The organism is Fodinicurvata fenggangensis DSM 21160, assembly GCF_000686045.1.
In the GTDB taxonomy this organism is placed as follows: Bacteria; Pseudomonadota; Alphaproteobacteria; order Kiloniellales; family DSM-21159; genus Fodinicurvata; species Fodinicurvata fenggangensis.
This window is the reverse complement of record NZ_JMLV01000006.1, coordinates 136,308-159,985: the sequence shown is the minus strand read 5'-3', so window position 1 is coordinate 159,985 and position 23,678 is coordinate 136,308. Positions and strand designations below refer to the sequence as shown.

Sequence of the window (23,678 nt, the reverse complement as noted above, 5' to 3'; positions counted from 1 at the left end):
GCTGGCTCAATCGAGCAGAATGGCCGCCAGCGCCAGCAGCAGCGCGAGGCTGCCGATAGGCAGGGCCCAGCCGATGCGGCGACGGCCGGCGAAGCGCTCTGCGGTGTCGCTGTGCAGGCGCAGGCCGTTGTCCGACAGGTCGTGCAGGGTTCGCTCCATGGACACCAGCGTGTCCGGTAGGCGTTCAAGAGAGCCGGCCAGAGCCTCGCCGGAATGTTTCAGGCGGGCCTTCAGACCCCGGTTCTCCTGCATCCAGCGCACGATCAGCGGTTCGGCCAGAAGCCAGATGTTCAGCGCCGGATCCAGTCGGCGGCTGACGCCCTCGGCCATCAGCATGTTCTTTTGCAGGAGGACCAGCTGCGGCTGGACGGACAGGTTGAAGGTCTCGGTCAGTTTGAAGAGCTGGCCCAGCAGGCGTGCGAAGGAGATGCGGTTGAGCGGACGCCCGAAGATCGGCTCGCAGACGGCGCGCAGCGCCTGGGCATAGGTGTCCACCGCCTGGTCGGACGGCAGGTAGCCGGCCTCCATCTGGACCTCGGCCAGACGCCGGTAGTCGCGGTCCAGCGTGGCCAGCAGCATGTCGGCCAGGAAATAGCGGGTCCGGCGATCCAGGCGGCCCATGATCCCGAAGTCCACGGCGGCGATGGTGCCGCGTTCGGTCACGAACATGTTGCCGGGGTGCTGGTCGCCGTGAAAGAAGCCGTCGCGGAAGACTTGGTTGAAGAAGATGGCCGAGGCCTTGCTGAGGACCTCGGTCAGGTCGTGGCCCGCTTCGACCAGCGCCTGCCGGTCGTCCAGCCGGATGCCGGTCAGCCGTGTCTGGGTCAGCACGCGCTGGGCCGTGCGTTCCCAGTCGATGTCCGGCACCTCGTAGTCGGGATCGTCGGCGAAGTTGTCCGCCAGTTCGGAGGCCGCGGCAGCCTCCATGCGGAAGTCCATCTCCAGGCGCACGGTGTTCTCGAACAGCTCCACCACCGCCACCGGGCGGAAGCGCCTGAGCGCCGGCTGGCTGCGCTCGATCATCCGGGCACCCAGGTAGAACAGCTGCAGGTCGCGTTCGAAGGCGCGCTCGATTCCGGGGCGCAGGATCTTTACCGCGACTTCGCGTGCCGCGACGGCCGGCGCCGCCGTCTCGTCCTCGTCGAAGCCCTGGTCCTCGCTGTTGGCCGCGGAGATCTCCTCGTCGCTGGGGCGCGTGGTTGCGAAATGAACCTGCGCGATCGAGGCGGCGGACACCGGCGTGGAGTCGAAATCCTCGAACAGCACTTCCAGCGGCTGGCCCAGTTCGCTTTCAATCAGGCGGCGGGCTTCCTCGAACGAGAAGGGGGGCAGGCGGTCCTGAAGCTCCGCCAAGTCGCCGGCCACGTCTTCGCCCACCAGGTCGGCGCGCGTGGCGAGGAACTGTCCCAGCTTGATGAAACTGGGGCCCAGTTCGCCCAGCGCCCGGGCCAGCTTCTGGCCGGGCCGGCCTTCCGCCTTGCGGTGGCTGAAGCGGCGCAGCGGCTTGATGAGGGCGGGATAGAGCCCCATGGCATCGGCCACGGCCAGCGCGTCGTGACGCGTCAGGACGCGCAGGATGTGCAAAAGCCGGAAAGGGAAGGACAGCAGCGTGCGCATGAAACCGAACGTCCTTACAGGCGCCAGGCCGAATGCAGGGCGGCAATCCCGCCCGACAGGTTGCGGTAGCGCACCTGTTCCAGGCCGTTGGCCACCATGCGCTGGACCAGGTCCTCCTGGGCCGGGAAGCGGCGTATGGACTCCACCAGGTACTGGTAGGACTCGCGGTCTCCGGCCACCATGCCGCCCAGCGCCGGCAGCAGGCGGAAGGAATAGAGGTCGTAGAGCCGGTCCAGAAGCGGCAGGACCACCTGGCTGAATTCCAGGCAGAGGAAGCGTCCACCGGGTTTCAGCACGCGCCGGGCCTCGGACAGGGCCCTGTCCATGCGGGTCACGTTCCTCAGGCCGAAGGCGATGGTGTAGGCATCCATGGAGCGGTCCGGCAGCGGCAGGGTCTCGGCGTTGCCGCAGATCCAGTTGAGGCCCTGCAGGCGGCCCTGGTCGATGGCCCGGTCGCGACCGACCGACAGCATGTCCCAGGTCAGGTCGCAGACGTGGATCGTGCCCTCCCCGTCGATGCGGTCCTGGATCCGGAAGGCGATATCCCCCGTACCGCCGGCCACGTCCAGGACCTGCCAGCCGGGGCGCGGACGCAGCCAGTCGACCATGGCCGCCTTCCAGAGCCGGTGGATGCCCCCCGACATCAGGTCGTTCATCAGGTCGTAGTTGTCGGCCACGTTGCGGAAGACCCCGTGAACCAGGGGTGTCTTCTCGTTTTCGCTGACGCTGCGGAATCCGAAGTGGGTCTGGCCCGCAGGCGGTGTTTCGGAGGATCTTGATGACATGTTGCGGAACATAGCCTTTGTGGTCCTTTTAGGCTACGGTGAGAATTGAACTTTCTGACATGCAATCCGAGGATCGATGCCCGAGCTGCCCGAGGTGGAAACGGTTCGTCGTGGACTGCTGAACGCGCTGGAAGGCCACCGGCTCGAGCGCGTCATCCAGCGCCGCGAGAACCTGCGTTTCCCATTGCCCGAGAATTTCGCCGCGCGCCTTGAGGGCCGCACCGTCGAACGGCTGGATCGGCGCGCCAAGTACCTTCTGGCCCACACCGACGGGGACGAGGTGCTGCTGTGCCATCTGGGCATGTCGGGACGCATGACCCTGGTGGCCGACCCCGACCTGCCCTTCGCGCCGCACGACCACGTGATCCTGCAGACCGATGCCGGCCTGCAACTGCGATTCAACGATGCGCGGCGTTTCGGGATCATGGACCTAGTACCAGCGGCGGCGCTGGAGTCCCATCGGCTGCTGGCCGAGCTGGGGCCGGAGCCCTTGGGCAACGCCTTCAACGGGCCGGCCCTGGCGGCGGCCTTGAAGGGGCGGCGCACGCCGGTCAAGGCGGCCCTGCTGGACCAGAAGGTGGTGGCCGGCCTGGGAAACATCTATGTCTCCGAGGCCCTGTACGAGGCCGGCCTGTCGCCGCGCCGCCAGGCCTACAGCGTTCAGGGGCAGCGCGCCGAGCGCCTGGCGCGGGCCGTGCGCGTTGTGCTCGAGCGGGCCATCCAGGCCGGCGGCAGCTCGCTGCGCGACTATGTCCAGGCCACCGGCGAACTGGGCTATTTCCAGCACCAGTGGGGAGTCTATGGCCGTGCTGGCCAGGCCTGTCGTCACTGCGCCGAGAGCGGACAGGAAGCCCTGATCCGTCGAATCGTCCAAGCGGGGCGCTCGACCTTCTACTGTCCACGGCACCAGCGCTGATCCGCCGCTTCGTACCTTGACAGGAGCGGGCCGGAAGGCCTCAATCCCGCAACGCAACATGAAGCCACGCTCTTTCAAGCAAGGGAGATAGGCATGCCCGCCTCCACCACCGCGTACGAGAACATCCAGGTCGAAACCGACGGGGCCGTCGGCATCATTCGCCTGAACCGGCCCAAGGCCTACAACGCACTGAACGCTGTCATGGTCGCCGAGGTGGGCCAGGCGCTGCTGGCCTTCGAGGCGGACGAGACCGTGGGCTGCATGGTGTTGACCGGCTCCGAAAAGGCCTTTGCCGCCGGTGCCGATATCAAGGAAATGGCCGACAAGTCCTTTGCCGACGTTCAACGCGAGGACTTCATCACCGACGACTGGGAAGTCATCACCCACTGCCGCAAGCCGGTGATCGCGGCCGTGGCCGGTTTCGCGCTGGGCGGCGGCTGCGAGTTCGCCCTGATGTGCGACATGATCATTGCCGCCGATACGGCCCAGTTCGGCCAGCCCGAGGTGACGATCGGCACCATTCCGGGCGCCGGCGGCACCCAGCGCCTGACCCGCTCGGTGGGCAAGTCCATGGCCATGTACATGTGCCTGACGGGCGACAGGATCGATGCCCAGACCGCGCTGCAGGCCGGCCTGGTGGCCAAGGTGGTGCCGGCCGACGACCTGATGGACGAGACCCTGAAGGTGGCACAGAAGATTGCCGGCCTGTCCCAGCCCGTCGTGGCCACCTGCAAGGAAGCCGTCAAGGTCGCCTACGAGACCACACTGAGCGAGGGCGTGCGCTTCGAGCGCCGGGCCTTTCACAGCACCTTCGCCCTGGAGGATCGCAGCGAGGGCATGCAGGCCTTCACCGAGAAGCGCAAGCCGGACTGGAAGAACCGGTAAGAGCTCTGGCGCAGAGGATCTGACATTTTGAGCGGGCTTCAATACCTGCAGCTGTTGGCAGGATCGAGCCCCTGAATGCTGCGCGCACGGCTTGGGTGCCGGTGCGCCAGCTTTGCTGATCGGTTGAGCGTGAAGTGCGCGCGCAGCCTGCCCAGTGGTCTGGGGGCTTGTGCCATGCTGTGGTGTGCCGCCACTCCATGGCGCCTTTCGCCCAGGGCAACATGGGCATTCCAGGGCTGTGCCGATCCTTGTCTATCCCTTCGTCATCTGGATAGTTGGGGGGAACAGGGAGACTCTGGTGCCAGCCTCACAAGACGTGAAAAGAAGCGGTCAATCCGACGGATCCGTGGCGCGCTCCGAGCGCTGGCGCATTCTGTTCGTGCTGCTTGCGGTCATTTTCATGTCGCTTGTCAGTGTGAGCATCGTCAACGTCGCACTCCCTGCAATCCAGCGCGGGCTGAATGCGGATTCATCCGACCTGCAATGGGTGCTGTCGGGCTATGCACTGACATTCGGCGTGTTTCTGGTGGCGGCCGGTCGAGCTGGCGACATCATGGGGCGAGGCGGTATCTTTCTTGTCGGCGTGGGCATCTTTACCGCCTCTTCGATCGCGGCGGGGTTAGCCCCCGACGCAATGTGGCTCAATACCGCACGTTTCGTGCAGGGGCTGGGCTCGGGACTGCTCAACCCGCAGGGCGTCGGGATGATTCAGCAGTATTTTCTTCGGGAGGAGCGAGGCCGCGCTTTCGGCTATTTCGGAACCGTTGTCGGGATATCCGTCGCCATCGGACCGGTGCTGGGCGGCTTCCTTATCGAAGCAGGCGGTCCGGATCTCGGCTGGCGCCTGACGTTTCTGGTAAATGTTCCCATCGGCGTCATCGCCATCCTCCTGGGACTCTTGTGGTTTCCTAAGCCTCTCTTCCATCGGCCATTCGAGCTTGCTCCAGGCGCGCCCGGTCTTTTCGGAAGGGCTGTGCGCACGCTGGATCCCGTTGGCTCCGTTCTTCTCGCGCTGGCGGTCCTCTCGTTTCTCTACCCATTTCTTGAGCATCGCGGCACCGGCCTCTTGTGGGGCTTGTTGCCACTGAGCGGTGTCCTTGTTTGGTTGTGGCTGCGGTGGGAGAGGTATTTTGCCCGGCGCGGGAACAAGCCGATGGTCGATCTGGAAATCTTTCGCACCGGCAGCTTTACCAACGGGACAATCATCATGTCCCTGTATTTTCTGGGCATGACCAGCATCTGGGTGCTGGTCGCGCTTTACGTGCAGATTGGTGAAGGCATGACAGCCCTCGAATCCGGATTGTTTGGTGTTCCCTCCGCTCTTTGCTCAGCTTTTGCGGCGAATTGGGCCGGGCGGCGCGTCAACCGCTATGGTCGCAGGATCGTGATCGTCGGGCTCTTCTTTGCCTTGCTCGGTCTGACGGCGAGCAGTGGCGTTATCATGCTGCACGAATATTTCGATCTCGGCGTCTGGTGGCTGCTGCTGACGCTGAGCTTCATCGGTCTCGCGCAGGGCTCGGTCATCAGCCCGAACCAGACCTTGACCCTGGCGGAGGTGCCCCTGGAATATGCAGGAAGCTCGGGCGCGATCGTGCAAACTGGACAGCGTGTGGGAACATCGGTGGGCATCGCCGTCATCACGGCTGCAGTCTTCGCCACACTCGAATACACCTCGTGGTCGCTTGCTGTGATCACGGGCTTCGCCTTGATCGGGCTTGTGCTCCTTGCTGCGCTCGCGATGGGCTTCAAGGATCTTCACGATCGTCGCAAGGGCCAACCGGCTACGATGCCGGCCAGGCGCTCGCATGCCGAATGACAGGAGGCACTGGATTTCAGCGAGGGGAATCATTAAACCCGCTGCCGCAAGCCAGTGTGGAAGAACCGGCAAGCTTGGCCGAAAGAAGAGAGGCGGCACATAGGTGCCGCCTCTTTCCGCATCCGTGTGAGGCCTTGTGTTAGACGCTGTATTCCTTCGACTTGAAGGAGAGGTTGCGTACAGCTTCCGGGGCGTCGGAGATCTTGCGGATGTTGCCCCAGGTCTGCTTGTAGTTCGGGATGATCAGTTCGTTCACGCCGTCCGAGGTGACGTTACCCTGGATGCCGGTGGGGTAGCCGAACAGCATGAAGGCCTCTCCCTTGCGGGCTGTGGGCGTGGGATAGACCATGGCCTGGGTAGCGCCGTTGTCGTTCCAGACCTCGACCAGGTCGCCGTTGCCCAGCCCGAGTTCGTCCATGTCCTCGAGGCTCATCTCGATGAAGGGATAGGGCCAGCGGTCCATGACGAACTCGTTGTCCACGTCCAGATAGGCGGATTGCCACACCAGGTTGGCGCGCCCATTGTTGATCAGGAAAGGATATCTGTCCTTCTCGTCCTGCTTGCCGGCGGCTTGTAACCCGCGCCATGGGCTCTGCATGAAGCGTGCCTTGCCATCCTCGGTACCGAACGTTCCATCAGCATAGAGCCTTTTGGTGCCGACGATCTGCCCGTCTTCGAAGCTGACAGCCGGTTCCTGGAAGCCGTTGGTTCCCAGCTCCCGCAGGCGATCATAGGTGACGTGCTCACCGCCATTGGCGTTGGCGTGATAGCCGTCCATGAAGGCGTCTTCCTCGGTTTGCCAGTCGAAGCCCTGGAACTTGTCGGCTGTCGCTTCGTCACCGGCCTCGCGGAAGACCTGCTCGAGATTGTTGGCCAACCGGGCTGCGATCAGGCAGTCGGCCATGGCCTGGCCCGGCGGGTCCATATAGCGTTCCGTCAGGCGCATGCGGCGTTCGCCGTTCATGGACGTCAGGTTGATCTCGCCTGAGGTCGCCGCCGGCAGGATGACGTGACAGGCTTCGCCGATGCGGGTGGGGACGATGTCCACGTCCACCGCGAACAGCCCACCGTCGTTGATGGCTTCCACGATGGCGTCCACCATGGCCTCGCGGTCGCCGTAGGGCACCCGGTTCATGGCGTCCTTCACCTTGTCGGTGCGCTGCTTGTAGACACGCTTGAACTCCATGGAGTTCAGCGTGGTCTTGTAGTGGTCGCAGCCCCAGATGTGATGCACGCCGCCTGAGCCTTCGATCAGAAGCCTGTCCACATAGGCGGACGGGCGTCCCACATGGCTCTCGTCGGGGCGGACGTAGCCTTCCTGATGGCCGCCCAGGCGCACGCAGCCGCCGCCTTCGCGGCCGACATTGCCGGTGGCGAGCGCCAGGTTCACCAGCGCCCCGTTGGTCTGGTAGTTGTCGTTGCCCCAAATCAGGCCCTTCTCGTAGGCGAACATGCAGCGCCGCCGGGCGCCGTCCTCCTTGGGTTCGGCGATCCATCGGGCGGCCTTCTCGATGTCCGGAACTTCCAGCCCTGTTATCTCGGCGGCTTCCTCCAGTGACATCCGGTTGGCCTCGATGGCCGCCTGGAAGTCCGTGAGATAGCCATGAACCTGATCGTCGGGCAGGCCGCTGCGGCCCGAATCGGAGGCCTGGGCCGTGAAGTGTTCGATGAAATCCTGGTCCAGCCACCCCTGGTCGGCGATGTGGGTGAACAGCGCATTGAACAGGGCCAGGTCGGTGCCGGAGTTGATGGCCAGGTGCAGGACCCTGTCGCTGCCGGCCTCCATTTCGCAGGCGTTGGTCGTCACTGTGCGGCGCGGGTCCACGATGATGATGCGTCCGGGGGCGTGCGCCTCGTCGGGCAGCTGCTCTTCCTTCTTGCCGATGGAGCTGCCCCGCAGGTTGGGGACCCAGTGGTTCAGGAAGTAGTTGGTCTGGGTTTCGAGCGGGTTGGCGCCGACGCACATGATGGTGTCGGCCAGCTCGGCATCCTCGTAGCAGTTGTTGAGCTCGGCAACCCCCATGTCACGGCTGGCGTGGACCTCGGAGTTGTAGGCCGGGCGGTTGTGGATGCGGATGTTCTTGACCTTCATAGCACCGAAGTAGAGCTTGCCGGTGCCCCAGGTGAATTCGTAGCCGCCGCCGGCTCCGCCGTGGTCCGCGGAGGAGACGAACAGGCCGTCCTCCCCCTGTTCCTGGATGACCCGGGCGGTCACGCGCGCCACCAGGTCAAGGGCATCCTCCCAGCTGGTAGGCTGGTATTGCCCGTAACGCCAGACCAGCGGATCGGTCAGGCGCTGCTGTTGGGTATTGCGGGCCTGGGAATAGCTCATCTCGGCTATGCGGGCGCCGCGCGGGGAGCCCAGGCCTGAGTTCACGACACAGTCGTGGTCGGGTTTGACCACCATATGAACGTCGCGGCCATTCTGCTTGACGATGTTGTACATGGACGGGGCGTACCAGGCAGGGCTCTCGGCGTACTGTTGCTGCGAGAGATCCTCGCCCATCGCGTTCTCGGAAGGATCCGTACCGCCTTGGCGGTTTATATCCCAGGTATAGGCCTTGTAGCCGCAGCCGACGATGCAGTAGTGGCAGACGACGTTGTGCTCCTTGGCGTCGGCGGGGATGATCGGCAGGCGATCGATCTGGCGTTTGTAGGTCATGGGTGTTTCCTCCTCAGAGAACGTTCGAGAGACGGCCGTAGATCAGCTCGTCCACGCCTTCGGCATAGATCTCGCCGTCCTCGTCCACACGCAGGATGTACTGGGGCAGGTTCTGGGTTGCCTGGCCCCAGACCTGGGATCCGGCCTGTTCGGGGTCGAAGACCGAATAGTGGCCCGGACAGTTGAAGGTACGGGCCTCGGTGTTGTAGCTGACCGGATAGCCTTGGTGTGGACAGAGCGTGCAGAAGCCGACGATGTCCTCGTCGGGCCCGACACCGCCTGGCACGGACTGGCCGAGCTTCAGCAGCACGCCAGGGGCCTGGTCGTCCGGATAGGCGACGTTGAGGGGTTCGTTCTCGCTCAGGTCTTCGACATTGGCGAGGCGGTTCGAGGGATAGTTGACACGGGCCTGTCCGTTGGCGGCCTTGGCTTCGGCCGGCATTATCGAGGCGCCGGCGGCCGTGGCGGCGGCAACGGCGCTCCCGGACAGGAACTGGCGGCGTCCCATTTCGACAAGTTTCGAGCATCTGCGCATAGGGTTCTCCTCTCCTGCTGATGTTTTCCAGGAAGCAGAGCAACCTTCATGCCAGTGAGCTATGTTATTGATTCATAATGTTTATGTTTCAGTCCGGGTAAAGCGACAGTGAGGCTTTGTCCGGATTCCCGAACAGGCACAAGCGGGGTCTGTCCGGAAATCCGGACAGGGCCTTTCACTGGCTAAGGGAATTGCCGATACCGAAACGGCGCATCTTCTCCCATAGCGTGGTGCGCGAGACCCCCAGGCGCCGGGCCGTGGCGCTCAGCTGACCGCCGGTCTCCTCGAGCGCGCGCAGGATCTCGCGGCGCTCTGCAGCTTCACGCACCTTGGCCAGCGAGGCAGGAGTGTCCCCGGCCGTCTCGTGTCCCAGGCTTTCCTGCTCGGGAAAGAGGTCGCAGGGCATGATGTGCGGACCGGGCGCCAAGGCCACGGCGCGATCGATGCGATTGCGAAGCTCGCGCACGTTGCCTGGCCAGTCATGCGCCAGGGCCGCCTCTTCGGCCAGGGAACTGATGCCGCGCAGGCTGCACTCGCCATCCTGCATGAAGGCCTCGAAGAAATTCTCCATGAGCAGGGTGATGTCGGCGGAGCGCTGACGCAGGGGCGGTATGTCCACGCTGACCACATTGATGCGGTAATAGAGGTCATCGCGGAAAAGGCCGTCGCGTACGTCCGCAGCAAGATCGCGAGTCGTAGCCGTAACCACGCGGGCCTTGAACGCGATCGGCTTCTCGCCGCCGACACGCGGGAAACTGCGATCCTCCAGCAGGCGCAACAGCTTGCCCTGGAGGGCGAAGGGCAGTTCTCCGATCTCGTCCAGGAACAGCGTGCCGCTGCCCGCTCGCTCGGCGTAACCGAGATGCCGTGCCGAGGCGCCCGTGAAAGCACCTTTCTCATGGCCAAAGAGTTCGCTTTCCAGCAGCTCGGAGGGGATGGCGGCACAGTTGACGGCAATGAAGGGTTCGCCGGCGTTGCGCGAAGCTTGGTGCAGGAAACGGGCGCAAATTTCCTTGCCTACGCCCGTTTCACCCGTCAGCAGGACGGGGCTTGGTCGATCCGCAAGGCGACGCAACAGGTTTTCGATTTCGCACATCTGCGGCGAGGCTCCCAGGCTGCCCCCGCGGGCCGGTTCGGCCGGGCGCAGCAGGTCGTCCAGGCGCACGAGAAGTGCCTCCATCTCGAAGGGCTTCGTCAGGTAATCGCCGGCCCCGGCCCGCATCAGGCGCACCGCCTGATCGATGTCACCATAAGCCGTGATGAAGAGGAAGGGCAGGCTGGCGTGCTCAGCGGTGCGTCGGAACAGCTCTTCCCCGCTGAGGTCGGGCAGTCGGATATCACAGACCACGACTTCGGGACGCGTCTGACGGAACCCTTCGAGCGCCTGATTGCCGTCGCGCCACCAGGTTACCTCCCCGCCTTCCAGGCTGAGCCGTTGGAGCAGGGATTCCCCCATGATGGGGTCGTCCTCGACCACCGCGATACGTCTGTTTTCAAGCGACATGGCGCTGCTCCTCCCTGTCGGAATAGGGAATCTTCAGGCTGATCCGCGTGCCGCCGAGTTCGCTCTCGGTGACGGAGAATTCAGCTTGTATCTCCCGGCCCAGGCGGCGCACCAGCCAGAGACCCAGACGGGCACCGGCTTCCGGCGGTGTGTCCTGGCGTTCATCTTCACTGGTCAGGAAGCGTCGGGCCTCCTGCGGCAGGCCTGGCCCGCTGTCGTCGATCGTTAGGGTCAGGGCGTTCTCGCTGGTCCGCGTGGCAAGGGCGACGACCGATCCTGGAGGCGAGGCGGCACAGGCGTTCAGCAGGAGGTTCAGCAGGATCTGGCGCACGGCCCCGGCGTTGACCGGCAACTCGCTGTCGATGTCGGAAGACCAGGTCAGTGCAAGCGAGCGGTGGGTCAGTTCCGGTTTGATCAGGACCTGCAGGTCCTCCATGTCTACGGGCTGCAGGGGGCGGGCCTCACCGCCGGTGCGGTAATTGACCAGGGCGGCGCGCACCACATCGCGTATGCCCACCAATCCTCTTTCCAGAAGGTCGATGGAGGTGTTGCGCACCGAGGGCGTGTCACCATGCCGCTTCAGCGTATCCAGGGAATTGAAGAGTCCACCCAGCGGGTTGTTGATTTCGTGCGCCATGCCAGAGGCGAGACGCCCGAGGCTGGCCAGGCGTTTCTCTTCTGCCAGGCGATGGGCCAGCGCCTCACGCTCGCGCATGGCGGAGGCCATGTCGTTGTAGGCCTTGAAGAGGTGCTGGGTCTCGCTGCCGGCGGCCGTTTGCGTATCCGTGATCGGCTGCACGTTCCCGGCGGCGCCCTGATGCAGATGTTCGCTGAGGATGCGCAAGGGGCGGACCATGCGGCTGATCGCCAGGTATCCCAGAAGAGCGAGGGCAAAGGTGATCACGGTGTTGGTTGCCAGCAGCGTCAGGAAGACCTCGCGGCGTTCCGCCAGCAGGCTTTGTGTGTTGAAGGTGGCATAGGCAGTCCCGATTCTGCGGTCCTGGTAGACCAGGTCGCGCTGCAGGAAGGCGCGCTTCTGTCCGTCGTCGGCGCGCAGTTCGCCGGAGGCGGGAAACTCACCGAGATAGCCTTCCGACAAGCTGCTGCCCGTAGGAAAGCGCCGCGGGTCCGAGGCGGCAAGGACCCCGCCCTCGGGATCGGTGACGATGGTATCGACCGGTTCCAGGCCGCGATAGCGGCCACGTGCCCGGTCGATGGTGTCATAGACTTCCCAGACGTCATTACGCAGGACAGCCGGCATTAGCGAGGACGACAGCCCGTCAAGATAGGCGTTGCCCAGTTCCTGCAGGTGGCGCGACTGGGTGTCTCCCAGCCGGGATAGCACCCGTTCGGAAATGACGGCACTGACCACCACCATCAAGACGGCCACCAGCAGCGGTATCTTGACGGTGATCGGCCAGGCACGGATTGTGGCGAGCGCCCGCTTCATGCCGTGCGCCTCACCAGTTCAACCTTGCGGGCGATGCTGTCGAACAAACCATCGCGGGCGGAGGTGAAGCCGTCCAGTCGCAGCATCTCCAGGACACTGCGGCCCGAAGAGCTGTCTTCCATGCCGAGCAGGGCATTCTGCAGCAGCTGAGTCTTGCGCGCGCCTGCGCTTTCCCGGGCACAGGCGATGGGCGGAAAACCCAGCCAATCCGAGGCGTGGAGTATCCGGGTGCGTCCCGTCAGTTCCGGCTCCATCTCCTTCATGACTTCCCAGACATAGCCGTCAACACTGCCCGATTGCGCGAGACCAGAGGCCACGGCGCGCACGACATTGCGGTGACCGTAGGTGTAGAAGCTGTTCCGGAAGAAGCCGTCGGGAATCTTGCCCTCCTCGGCCAGAAGCGCGGCCGTGACCAGGTAGCCGGAGTTGGAATCAGGGTCGGAAAAGGCGTGAATGTCGCCTTCGATGACCCGCCAGTCATCGCCGGACCTGTTCGCATCGGCGATCAGGTAGGACTGATAGAGTGGTCGTCCGCGCCAGACAGGCACAGCCATCAGCGAAAGGGAATCGCGATACTGCACGTAGGGATAACCGCATATCCAGGCGGCATCGACCTGCCCGGAAACGACGAGCGAAGTGATCTCCTGATAGGTGCGCCGCGTGACCAGGCGCACGGGACGGTCGGTCATTTCCTCGAGGTAGGTCTGCAGCCGCTCCAGGAGGGCCAGATTCGAGGTCAGGAACACGGGGGTCAACCCGAAGCTCAGGGCCTCAGGAGTCTGCGCCCGCAACGGCGTGGCCATGGCCGTTGCCGTCAAGCCGGCCATACCAGCCAGACACTGGCGTCGCGAGAGCCTTAGTGATTCGCGCTGCTGTCTCTCTCCTGACGGGAGGGAGTCGCACATGCCCTTGCCGCTCATGACGTTCCCTCAGCATATTTTGCTTTATTGTGCTTGTCGGAAGCTTCGCCGACTGTGTCGTGGCAGGTCAATGGCACAGATGGAGAATGCCATTTCGACGCGCCTGAAAAAGGCCGTTTTCCTGCAGGCTGAGGGCTTGACCTTGGCTGGGGCGACCGCTATAACCGCGACCTCTCAAGGCACACTCAAGCAGAGACGGGTCCATTCATGGCCAATCACAAGTCCGCTCTCAAGCGGATCCGCAGAAATACGCGTCGCGCCCAGATCAACGGGGACCGCATGAGCCGCATCCGCACCTATATCAAGCGTGTGGAGACGGCAATCTACAGCGGTGACAAGCAGGCTGCCGCCGATGCCTTCAAGCAGGCGCAGCCCGAGATCCACCGCAGCGTGACCAAGGGGGTCATGCACCGCAACGCTGCGGCACGCAAGATTTCCCGCCTGTCTTCGCGCATCAAGCGGATCGCGTAAACCGAACGGCCGCGTCCTTCGGGGCGCCCTGCAGGAACAAGAGGTGCCCGCAGTCTTGCGGGCACCTTTTTGCATGCCTGCTATTCGTGTGTCGCAAGGCTGCCTCCTGCGACCCTTGATGGTGGGCAGTGTTCGTAAAAAAAAATTTTTGCGAGTCGGTTACAGGATTCTTTCGGGAATATGACAGCTTTGTCCCCTGCTTCTGAGAAATCGTCTCAGCCTGTGGGGAATGTTCTGCAAACGGTCTCGTTGCCTCCCTTCACGTCCATCTGTAGAGTGTCCAATCCATTAACGGGGCGCTTAGTAAAAGCAGGGCTCCGGAAACTAAATATCAAAGGCATGGAAGTGCAAATTGGGGTTTATTCTAAAATCCTGAGTATTGACTGTGACTTGATTAAGTAAAGAATATTCAAAACCAAACCGTCTATGCGAAGACTGCCCAGGTAGGGATGGAGAAGACTTTTCTCAGATGTCGCAGAGTTTGTTTGGAACCTGGTTTTCGAGATTTTGGGGGCGACTGGTCGAAATGACAGTCATTTGGCCGCAGGGAGAAACGAGGTGCAGATGAGCGCAGGTCTGGAGGCGAAGCAGGGGACCGAACGGCTTCAGGAGGAAGCCGGGGCAGATCAGGCCGGGCTTGCCGCTGATGATTATTCCGAACAATGGGCACGTGTGCGGGGGCGCCTGCGTTCCGAGGTGGGCGAAGCCGCTTTCAAGAGTTGGTTGAAGCCCCTGACCCTGGTCAGCCTGAAGGATGGCGTGGCGCGGATGTCCGTTCCCTCGCGCTTCATGCGCGACTGGGTCAGCAGCAACTATGCCGACCGCCTGCGCGGCCTGTGGATGGAGGAGTTCTCCCAGGTCCGCCATGTCGAGATCGTGGTCCAGCCACCGGCCCGGCCTGCGACGCCGGAAAAGGCCTCGCGCCCCGGCAGCGATGCGGGTGAGCCTTCTGTCGGCGCGAACGGTGCCGGCTCGGATACGGCGTCCGCCGTATCCGCCGGGGAGGCCTCCGCCAACACCGTTGGCCTGGCGTCTGCGGCCGACTCCGAGGCCGAACGTTGCCGCGATATCTCGGCGCCGCTGGACCCGCGCTTTACCTTCGACAACTTCGTGGTCGGCAAGCCGAACGAACTGGCCTATGCCGCCGCCCAGCGCGTGGCCGAGGCCGATGGCGTGCCCTTCAATCCGCTGTTCCTCTATGGCGGCGTGGGCCTGGGCAAGACTCACCTGATGCATGCCATTGCCTGGCAGATTCGCACGCGCACGCCTGAAAGGCGGGTCATCTACCTGTCGGCCGAGAAGTTCATGTACCAGTTCGTGCGCGCCCTGCGCACCAAGGACACCATGGCCTTCAAGGACCAGTTCCGTTCGGTGGACGTGCTGATGATCGATGACGTGCAGTTCATCGGCGGGCGCGAGGCAACCCAGGAGGAGTTCTTCCACACCTTCAACACTCTGGTGGACAACAACCGCCAGCTGATCATCTCGGCCGACAAGTCACCCTCGGACCTGGAGGGGGTCGAGGAGCGCATGCGCTCGCGCCTGGGCTGGGGGCTGGTGGCCGACATCCACCCCACCACCTACGAGCTGCGCCTGGGCATTCTGCAGTCCAAGGCCGAACAGCTGAATGCGCCGATTCCGCCCAAGGTCCTGGAATTCCTGGCTCACAAGGTCTCGTCCAACGTGCGCGAACTGGAAGGGGCCCTGAACCGTATTGCCGCCCATGCCACCCTGGTCGGCCGCCCGGTCACCCTGGAAACCACCCAGGAGTTGCTGCAGGACCTGCTGCGCGCAAGCGACCGCAGGGTCACCATCGAGGAGATCCAGAAGCGCGTGGCCGAACACTACAACGTACGCGTGTCCGACATGTCCTCAGCGCGCCGCGCCCGGGCCGTGGCCCGGCCGCGCCAGGTGGCCATGTACCTGGCAAAGCAGATGACGGCCCGTTCGCTGCCCGAGATCGGCCGCAAGTTCGGTGGACGCGACCACACCACCGTCATGCATGCCGTGCGCAAGGTCGAGGAGCTGAAAGCCACGGACAACGGCTTTGCCGAGGACGTGGACATGCTGCGCCGCATGCTGGAAGGCTGACGGACCGCGCCGGCTGTTTCAGCGCACCAGCCCCAGGCGTTCGTGCCACGCGGCCAGGCTTTCCTCGGGATAGCCCTCGAAGCACTTGTCGTGCTTCCCCACATCAGGGTCCACCCAGCTCGCCTTGCTGTCCAGCAGCAGGTGCACGCGCTCCGGCGGCACGGGCAGGTCCGTGTCGATGGCCGAGGCGAAGGGATGAACCAGCTCCGGCCAGTCCGGGTCATAGACCCATAGCGCCGAGGCGCAGGTGCCGCAGAAGTGGCGCTCGCCCGAACTTGTCGAACCGTTGAGGCGGGCGTGGTATATGCGCTTGTGCTCGGCGCCCGTGACCTGCAGCGTGTCGGCCTTGGCGCCGATGTTGATGGCGTAGCCGCCGCCTCCGGCCGTCTTGCGGCAGATCGAGCAATAGCAGCGCTGGTAGGGATAGGGGTGCGGCGAGTCCACCTGAAAGGTGACGGCGCCGCAGTGGCAGGAGCCTTCGAGCTGCATGATGTTTCTCCCTTTCCGGATGATCCGTTTCCCCCCATCCTAGGGGACATAACAATCGGGGTGTGCCCGTACAATAAGACAGGGAAATTCCTTACGGAATCGGTCATCTGTGTTATAGTGCGGCCACATGCGAAGGGGGCCTTTGGGCCCCTTTCGGAGTTCCTTAACGCAAACGGGCGCCGATCCAGGTCCTTCCCGGGGGCTTTGTCCGTATTTCCAACGGTTTAGTCATTCAGAGACGCTATGAAGCTGACAATTGAACGCGCAGCCCTCCTTCGCTCGCTGGCCCACGTGCAGTCTGTCGTCGAGCGGCGGAACACCATACCGATCCTCTCCAACGTCCTGATGGAAGCACAGGACGGCCGGCTGGGCATGACGGCCACGGACATGGATCTCACCATCGTCGAGCAGACGGCCGCCAGCATAGAAGAAGCCGGCGCCACCACGGTCTCGGCCCACACGCTGTATGACATTGTGCGCAAGCTGCCCGACGGCAGCGAGGTCGAGTTGAGCGTGGCCGGCGACGGCGGGCAGTTGCGGCTGCGCGCCGGGCGCTCCACCTTCACGCTGTCGACCCTGCCGCGTGAGGATTTCCCGGCGGTCGGCCCGACCGACCTGCCCAACGTCTTCACGCTTCAGGGCGGCGAGGCCAAGAACCTGATCGACCGCACGCGCTTTGCCATCTCCACCGAGGAGACGCGCTATTACCTGAACGGCATCTATGTCCATGCCGCCAGCAGCGGCGACCTGCCGGTCCTGCGCGCCGTGGCCACCGACGGTCACCGCCTGGCGCGCTTCGAGATGCCGCTGCCCGAAGGCGCGTCCGGCATGCCGGGCGTGATCGTGCCGCGCAAGACGGTGAACGAGCTGCGCAAGCTGATTGACGAGGTCGAGGACGGCATCGAGGTCGCCCTGTCCGACACCCGGGTGCGCTTCACCTTCGGCAACACCATTCTGACCTCGAAGCTGATCGACGGCACCTTCCCGGATTACGAGCGCGTGATTCCCAGCGGCAACGACAAGGCCATGTCGGTGGACTGCAAGACCTTTGCCTCGGCTGTGGACCGTGTGTCCACCATCTCCACCGAGAAGAGCCGCGCGGTGAAGCTGTCCCTGGGCGACGGCGCGCTGACCCTGTCGGCGACCAGTCCCGAGGCCGGCAGCGCCGAGGAAGAGGTGGTCATCCAGTACGACGGCCCGCCCATCGAGATCGGTTTCAACTCGCGCTACCTGCTGGACATCGCCCATCAGATCGAGGGCGAGGGCGCCGAGTTCATGCTGGCGGACTCCTCTTCGCCGACGATCGTGCGGGATCTGGCCGACACCAGCGCGCTCTATGTGCTGATGCCGATGCGGGTCTAGGGCATGGTCCCGGTTCTAGCTATGGCCCCGGTTCTAGCTATGGCTGACACGCGACAGCGCCCGTAATGGCTCTTGGATGATGGGAACCCCTGCGATTCACAGTCAGAGCGAAAGGCCCGAGCGCACAGCTCCGCCAGGCACGGGCACCCGACGGACGGGGCAGGGAACGGCAGGCAGCCAGGCCCTCTGGCTCGAGCGCCTGACGGTGACCGGCTTCCGCAATTTCGCCCAGAGCGAATTGCGTTGCGATGCGCGTCCGGTGGTGCTGCTGGGTGGAAACGGCAGTGGCAAGACCAACCTGTTGGAAGCCATATCCCTGCTGGCGCCCGGGCGGGGCCTGCGCCGGGCACGGCTGGGTGACCTGAACCGGCGGCAGCCGGGCAACAGTCCGGACCACGGCGGGGCCTGGGCCGTGGCGGCGCGGGTCAACACGACGGAGGGCCCGCGCGAGCTGGGCACCGGCCTGGACCCGGCGAACGAAACGGGGCGCGAGCGGCGGCTCCTGAAGCTGGACGGGGAATTCGTCTCAAGCCAGCAGGCACTGGGCGAGGTCGTCTCGGCCGTCTGGGTGGCGCCGCACATGGACCGGATCTTCCAGGAATCACCGGCCTCTCGGCGGCGCTTCCTGGATCGCTTGGTTTACGGCTTCGACCCGGCCCATGCCGGCCGGATCGCGGCCTATGAACATGCCATGCGCGAGCGCGCGCGCCTGCTGCGCGAGCAGCGCGGCGGCCCGGCCTGGTTGGGCGGACTCGAGCGCACCATGGCCGAGAAGGCCGTGGCCATTGCCGCGGCGCGACGCTCGCTGGTGGCGCGCCTGTCGGCCGCCTGCCAGGAAACGCACGGAGCCTTTCCGGCCGTGGGGTTGGCGCTGGCGGGCGATGCCGAGAGCTGGATGGACGAACTGCCGGCCGTGCAGGTCGAGGAGCGCCTGCTGCAAAGCCTGGCGAACAGCCGGGCACAGGACGCCGAAACCGGTGGGGCGGCCCATGGCGCCCATCGCAGCGACCTGGCGGCGAGCGATCTGGAGCGCGACATGCCGGCGGCCTTCTGCTCGACGGGCGAACAGAAGGCGCTGCTGCTCTCGCTGGTCATGGCCCATACGCGCCTGCTGGCGCTGGAACGCGGATCCGGGCCGCTGCTGCTGTTGGACGAGGTGGCGGCACATCTGGATTCGGACCTGCGCGCGGCCTTGTACGACAGCATCCTGGACCTGGGGGTCCAGGCCTGGATGAGCGGCACGGACAGTGCTCTCTTTTCGGCACTGGGCCCGAAGGTCCAGCGCTTTCATCTGCGCGAGGGCCTCGTGTTGCGCGAGGCGTGAGTCGCGGAAACCATTTCATCATAGGCAAAGAAGACTTGATCATGGCCACTTCCGATGTGAACGAAACCCCCGAAGCCGCCGGCGAGAACGGCGACTATGGTGCGGAATCCATCAAGGTGCTGCGCGGGCTGGAAGCCGTGCGCAAGCGGCCGGGGATGTACATCGGCGACACCGATGACGGCTCCGGCCTGCATCACATGGTCTACGAGGTGGTGGACAACGCCATCGACGAGTCGCTGGCCGGCTACTGCGACCTGGTGCTGGTGCAGTTGAACGGTGACGGCTCGGTGACGGTCAGCGACAACGGCCGCGGCGTGCCCGTCGACATCCATTCCGAGGAGGGGGTGTCGGCCGCCGAGGTGATCATGACCCAGCTGCATGCCGGCGGGAAGTTCGACCAGAACTCCTACAAGGTCTCCGGCGGTCTGCACGGCGTCGGCGTTTCGGTGGTGAACGCGCTCAGTTCCTGGCTGGAGATGCGCATCTGGCGCGACGACAAGGAACACTACGTGCGCTTCGAGCATGGCGATACGATGGAGCCGCTGACGGTCGTGGGCCCGGCCAACGGCAAGCGCGGCACCCAGATCGATTTCATGCCCTCGCCCGAGACCTTCACCCATATCGAGTTCGACTTCAGCGCCCTGGAACACCGCCTGCGCGAGCTGGCCTTCCTGAACTCCGGTGTGCACATCAAGCTGGTGGACAAGCGCCACCCCGAAGAGGTCGAGGTGGACCTGCATTATGATGGCGGGATCGAGGCCTTCGTGCACTATCTGGACCGCAACCGGCACTCGCTGCTGGAGAAGCCGGTGCAGATGAGCGTCGAGCGCGAGGCCATCACGGTCGAGCTGGCGATGCAGTGGAACGACAGCTATCACGAGACCACGCTGTGCTTCACCAACAACATTCCCCAGCGTGACGGCGGCACCCACATGGCCGGCCTGCGCGCGGCTCTGACCCGCCAGATCAATGCCTATGCCCAGGAGACGGGCATGCTGAAGAAGGAGAAGGTCAGCCTGACCGGTGACGATGCGCGCGAGGGCCTGACCTGCGTGCTGTCGGTGAAGGTGCCCGATCCCAAGTTCTCCAGCCAGACCAAGGACAAGCTGGTGTCCTCCGAGGTGCGGCCGGTGGTCGAGTCCGTGGTCAACGACAAGCTGCAGCAGTACTTCGAGGAACATCCCGCCGAGGCCAAGAAGATCGTCACCAAGGTGGTCGAGGCCGCCAGCGCCCGCGAAGCGGCGCGCAAGGCGCGCGAGCTGACACGGCGCAAGGGCGTGCTGGATGTGGCCTCGCTGCCCGGCAAGCTGGCCGACTGCCAGGAGCGCGATCCCACCAAGTCCGAACTGTTCATCGTCGAGGGCGATTCCGCCGGCGGCTCGGCCAAGCAGGGCCGCGACCGCAAGTTCCAGGCGATCCTGCCCCTGCGCGGCAAGATCCTGAACGTCGAGCGCGCGCGTTTCGACAAGATGCTGGGCAGCCAGGAGATCGGGACCCTGATCACCGCGCTGGGCACCGGCATCGGACCCGAGGAGTTCAATCTCGCGAAGCTGCGCTATCACAAGATCGTCATCATGACCGACGCCGACGTGGACGGCAGCCATATCCGCACGCTGTTGCTGACCTTCTTCTTCCGGCAGATGCGCGAGCTGGTGGACGGCGGTCATCTCTATATCGCCCAGCCGCCGCTCTTTCGCGCCAAGCGCGGGGAATCCATGACCTACCTGAAGGGCGACCGCGAGATGGAGGAGTACCTGATCCGCAACGCGCTGAACCATACCGCCCTGGTCCTGGCCGACGGCACGCAGCTGGCCAGCGAGGACCTGGCCCGCCTGGTGCGCCGCGCGGTCAAGGCGCGCCACCAGATCGAGACCATGGTCTACAAGGTCGGCTCCTATGAAGTGATCGAGCAGGCGGCCATTGCCGGTGCGCTGGATCCCGAACTCCTGGAAGACGAGGACAAGGCCAACGAGATCGCCGCCACTGTCGCCGAACGCCTGGACACCCTGGCGCCCGAACACGAGCGCGGCTGGAGCGGCGAGAGCGACCGCTTCGGCGGGCTGGTCTTCACCCGCGTACTGCGCGGCGTGCCCGAGAAGCGGCACCTGGATGCGACCCTGGTGGCCTCCAGCGAGGGCCGTCAGCTGAAGGGCATGCGCGAGGAGCTGTGGGAGGTCTACAAGACCCCCGGCGTGCTGACCGGAAAGGACCAGGAGCAGAAGGTCTATGGCCCGGTTTCCCTGGCCGATGCCGTGCTGGCCTGGGGCAAGAAGGGCGTGTCGGTGGCCCGCTACAAGGGCCTGGGCGAGATGAACCCGAACCAGCTCTGGGAGACCACGCTGGACCCCGAGGTGCGCTCGCTGCTGAAGGTGAAGGTGGCGCACGCCGAGGACGCCGGCCTGATCTTCGAGACGCTGATGGGCGACGAGGTGGAGCCGCGCCGCGATTTCATCCAGACCAACGCCCTGCAGGTCGCCAACCTGGACATCTGAGGCCGCGCCGGGACAGCCCCGGGTTTGGCTATGGCATTGCCGGACAGCGGTTTGCCACGAAGTTGCCTTAAGGCCTTTCTGGCCTTGCCCGCAAATCTGTCCTAAAGAGGATTCATGACGAAACGCGGGACCTCTTCCGAATCGGGCAGGGAATTGAAGGGCGAGCGCCGGACGCGCAGCCAGCGCGGCGGCAAGGACGGCGCCCAGCGCAAGACCACGGCACGCCCAGCCGCGACCAAGCCCAGCCGCCGCAGCACCTCCGCAAAGGGCGGGGGGCGCAACACGGGCGGCCGGGGCGGAAATGGAGGCCGGCGCCGGGGAGGTGGCGGACGCAAGTCCGCCTCGCGCGGCAATGGCCGTCTGGGCTGGCTGAAGGTCGGCGCCACGGCCGTGGCCGTCGCGGCCGTCTGGGGGATCCTGATCCTGGGCGGTATCCTGGTCTATTACGCCTATGACCTGCCCGATGTCAGCCGGATTGCCGACACCGGACGGCGGCCGAGCGTCCAGGTGGTCGATGTCACCGACCGGCCCCTGGCGGCCTTTGGCGAGGTCTACGGCGAGCCGCTGTCTGTCGGCCAGATGCCGCCGCACCTGCCCCGGGCCGTCCTGGCCATCGAGGACCGCCGCTTCTATGACCATTTCGGCCTGGACCCCCTGGGCCTGATGCGTGCGGCCTATGTCAACCTGATGGAATGGGGCGTGGTCCAGGGCGGTTCCACGCTCACGCAGCAGTTGGCCAAGAACGTCTTCCTGTCCCACGAGCGCACCTTCAAGCGCAAGGTGCAGGAATTGCTGCTGTCCTTCTGGCTGGAACGGCGGCTGTCCAAGGACCAGATCCTGGCGCTCTACATGAATCGCGTCTATTTCGGCGCCGGCACCTATGGTGTGGATGCCGCGGCGCAGCGCTATTTCGACAAGTCGGCGCGCGAGGTCACGCTTTACGAGGCGGCTCTGATCGCCGGCCTTCTGCGCGCGCCCTCGCGCTACAGTCCCACCAACAATCCCGAGCTGGCCCACCAGCGCACGGCCCAGGTGCTGAACGCCATGGTGGATGCGGATTACATCAGCCGGGCCGAGGCCGAGCAGGCGCTGGAGGACGGCAGTTCCGCCGCGCCGGACCTGCGCAAGACCGGTCGCTATTTCGCCAGGTGGGCGGCCTCTCAGATCGGCGATATCGTCGGGCCGCTCAGCCAGGACGTGAAGATCTCCACCACGCTGGACCCGAAGATCCAGACCATCGCCGAAGAGGAGGTCGAGCGCCTGTTGAAGGCCGAGGGCGAGGCCAAGGGAGCTACCCAGGCGGCGGTGGTGGTCATGTCCCACGACGGGGCGATCCGCGCCATGGTGGGCGGGCGCTCCTGGGACAGCAGCGAGTTCAACCGCGCGGTCCAGGCGCGGCGGCAGCCCGGCTCGGCCTTCAAGCCCTTCGTCTATCTGGCGGCCTTCGAGAACGGCCTGGCCCCGGACAGCCGCGTGCGGGACGCGCCGGTCCAGGTCTCCCTGCCCAGCGGGCCCTGGAACCCCGGCAACTATGGTGACCGCTATTACGGCGACGTGACGCTGCGCGAGGCCTTTGCCCGCTCGCTCAACTCCGTGGCGGTGCAGTTGATCATGGAGGTCGGTCCCGAGTCGGTGGTGGACGCGGCCGAACGCCTGGGCATCGATTCCGACCTGAAGCCGAACCCCAGCCTGGCGCTGGGCACCTCGGAGGTCAGCCTGCTGGACCTGACGGCGGCCTATGTGCCCTTTGCCAACGGCGGGCGGGGGATCTGGCCCTATGGTGTGCGCAAGGTGACGGGCCGGGGCGGTTCCCTGCTTTACCAGCGTTCGGGTGAGGGGCCGGGGCAGGCGATCGCGGGGCCGGTTCAGGCCGCCATGGTGGACGTCTTTCAGGCCTCGGTGGGCTGGGGCACCTCCAAGGGGGCCGATCCGGGACGCCCGGCCGGCGGCAAGACCGGCACCACGCAGGAGTCCCGCGATGCCTGGTTCGTGGGCTTCACGGCCGAGCTGGTGGTCGGTGTCTGGGTCGGCAACGACGACAACACCGTGATGAAGTCCGTGACCGGCGGCGGCCTGCCGGCGCGTCTGTGGAACGCCATTGTCACCCGCGCACTGGAGGGAGAGCCGCCGCGTCCGCTGAAGCGGGCCGCGGAGCCCGTGGTGGCGCGCAGCCAACCCGATACCGCGGCGGAAGGCGCGTCCGGAAGCGGCCCGGCCGAGGCCGTGGGCGGGTTCCTGGACAACCTGATCGGCCGACTGACCGGCAGCGAGCCGACCGGCAATTCCGAACGTGTACGCGAGCGAGACCAGGAGCGCTGGGAACAGAACATGCGGCGCTGACGCCGCCGTTCGCCAGAAC

The 23,678-nt window shown here is 65.0% G+C and carries 17 protein-coding genes; 9 read left to right on the top strand and 8 right to left on the bottom strand.

Annotation, left to right across the window (positions count from 1 at the left end):
* Nucleotides 1–6 precede the first annotated feature (6 nt).
* Together ubiB and ubiE are read right to left on the bottom strand one after the other, a co-directional pair.
* The gene (gene ubiB, locus BP38_RS0110465; protein WP_026987681.1) at nt 7–1,617 is read right to left on the bottom strand and encodes a 2-polyprenylphenol 6-hydroxylase; all 1,611 of its coding nucleotides are present in this window, start codon (nt 1,615–1,617) and stop codon (nt 7–9) included.
* A 14-nt stretch (nt 1,618–1,631) separates the two neighbouring features.
* A complete protein-coding gene (ubiE, locus tag BP38_RS0110460; RefSeq protein WP_035724745.1) occupies nt 1,632–2,402 on the bottom strand; it encodes a bifunctional demethylmenaquinone methyltransferase/2-methoxy-6-polyprenyl-1,4-benzoquinol methylase UbiE in 771 nt (256 codons plus the stop codon).
* A 76-nt stretch (nt 2,403–2,478) separates the two neighbouring features.
* On the opposite strand from ubiE, the gene mutM reads away from it, so the two are divergent.
* From mutM to BP38_RS20170, 3 genes are all read left to right on the top strand, one after another.
* Nucleotides 2,479–3,318 (top strand): bifunctional DNA-formamidopyrimidine glycosylase/DNA-(apurinic or apyrimidinic site) lyase, encoded by an 840-nt coding sequence (gene mutM / locus BP38_RS0110455; protein ID WP_026987679.1) that lies wholly within the window; start codon nt 2,479–2,481, stop codon nt 3,316–3,318.
* Between the two features lie 93 nt (nt 3,319–3,411).
* The gene (locus BP38_RS0110450) at nt 3,412–4,203 is read left to right on the top strand and encodes an enoyl-CoA hydratase (RefSeq protein ID WP_035724645.1); all 792 of its coding nucleotides are present in this window, start codon (nt 3,412–3,414) and stop codon (nt 4,201–4,203) included.
* Nucleotides 4,204–4,501: 298 nt separating this feature from the next.
* The gene (locus tag BP38_RS20170) at nt 4,502–6,019 is read left to right on the top strand and encodes an MFS transporter (protein WP_211250291.1); all 1,518 of its coding nucleotides are present in this window, start codon (nt 4,502–4,504) and stop codon (nt 6,017–6,019) included.
* 139 nt (nt 6,020–6,158) lie between these two features.
* On the opposite strand, the gene BP38_RS0110440 is transcribed toward BP38_RS20170, so the two are convergent.
* The 5 genes from BP38_RS0110440 to BP38_RS0110420 form a co-directional block, all read right to left on the bottom strand.
* On the bottom strand, nt 6,159–8,681 hold the full coding sequence (locus BP38_RS0110440) for an arsenate reductase (azurin) large subunit (RefSeq protein WP_026987677.1): 2,523 nt from the start codon (nt 8,679–8,681) through the stop codon (nt 6,159–6,161).
* Between the two features lie 13 nt (nt 8,682–8,694).
* On the bottom strand, nt 8,695–9,216 hold the full coding sequence (locus BP38_RS0110435; protein WP_026987676.1) for an arsenate reductase (azurin) small subunit: 522 nt from the start codon (nt 9,214–9,216) through the stop codon (nt 8,695–8,697).
* Nucleotides 9,217–9,391: 175 nt separating this feature from the next.
* A complete protein-coding gene (locus BP38_RS0110430) occupies nt 9,392–10,720 on the bottom strand; it encodes a sigma-54-dependent transcriptional regulator (RefSeq protein WP_026987675.1) in 1,329 nt (442 codons plus the stop codon).
* Nucleotides 10,710–12,170 carry an ATP-binding protein gene (locus tag BP38_RS0110425; RefSeq protein WP_035724643.1) on the bottom strand — a complete coding sequence of 487 codons (1,461 nt, stop codon included), beginning with the start codon at nt 12,168–12,170 and terminating at the stop codon, nt 10,710–10,712. Before BP38_RS0110425 ends, BP38_RS0110430 begins: the two co-directional genes overlap by 11 nt.
* Complete coding sequence (locus tag BP38_RS0110420) at nt 12,167–13,090, bottom strand: substrate-binding domain-containing protein (RefSeq protein ID WP_081816597.1); 924 nt, start codon at nt 13,088–13,090, stop codon at nt 12,167–12,169. Before BP38_RS0110420 ends, BP38_RS0110425 begins: the two co-directional genes overlap by 4 nt.
* Before the next feature lie 207 nt (nt 13,091–13,297).
* Here BP38_RS0110420 and rpsT point away from each other — a divergent pair, with 207 nt between their 5' ends.
* Nucleotides 13,298–13,561: a 30S ribosomal protein S20 gene (gene rpsT, locus BP38_RS0110415; RefSeq protein ID WP_026987672.1), complete on the top strand. Its 264-nt coding sequence runs from the start codon at nt 13,298–13,300 to the stop codon at nt 13,559–13,561.
* A gap of 564 nt (nt 13,562–14,125) precedes the next feature.
* Nucleotides 14,126–15,652: a chromosomal replication initiator protein DnaA gene (gene dnaA, locus BP38_RS0110410; RefSeq protein WP_081816596.1), complete on the top strand. Its 1,527-nt coding sequence runs from the start codon at nt 14,126–14,128 to the stop codon at nt 15,650–15,652.
* A gap of 18 nt (nt 15,653–15,670) precedes the next feature.
* On the opposite strand, the gene BP38_RS0110405 is transcribed toward dnaA, so the two are convergent.
* Nucleotides 15,671–16,141, bottom strand: coding sequence for a GFA family protein (locus tag BP38_RS0110405; RefSeq protein ID WP_026987670.1), 471 nt, complete (start codon nt 16,139–16,141; stop codon nt 15,671–15,673).
* 243 nt (nt 16,142–16,384) lie between these two features.
* On the opposite strand from BP38_RS0110405, the gene dnaN reads away from it, so the two are divergent.
* The 4 genes from dnaN (at nt 16,385) to BP38_RS20165 (ending at nt 23,659) form a co-directional block, all read left to right on the top strand.
* Nucleotides 16,385–17,503, top strand: coding sequence for a DNA polymerase III subunit beta (gene dnaN, locus BP38_RS0110400; RefSeq protein ID WP_026987669.1), 1,119 nt, complete (start codon nt 16,385–16,387; stop codon nt 17,501–17,503).
* Nucleotides 17,504–17,579: 76 nt separating this feature from the next.
* Nucleotides 17,580–18,827 (top strand): DNA replication/repair protein RecF, encoded by a 1,248-nt coding sequence (gene recF / locus BP38_RS0110395; RefSeq protein WP_245602382.1) that lies wholly within the window; start codon nt 17,580–17,582, stop codon nt 18,825–18,827.
* A gap of 41 nt (nt 18,828–18,868) precedes the next feature.
* Nucleotides 18,869–21,319 (top strand): DNA topoisomerase (ATP-hydrolyzing) subunit B, encoded by a 2,451-nt coding sequence (gene gyrB, locus BP38_RS0110390; RefSeq protein WP_026987667.1) that lies wholly within the window; start codon nt 18,869–18,871, stop codon nt 21,317–21,319.
* Between the two features lie 114 nt (nt 21,320–21,433).
* Nucleotides 21,434–23,659, top strand: coding sequence for a transglycosylase domain-containing protein (locus BP38_RS20165; RefSeq protein ID WP_051609224.1), 2,226 nt, complete (start codon nt 21,434–21,436; stop codon nt 23,657–23,659).
* The last annotated feature ends 19 nt before the right edge of the window (nt 23,660–23,678 follow it).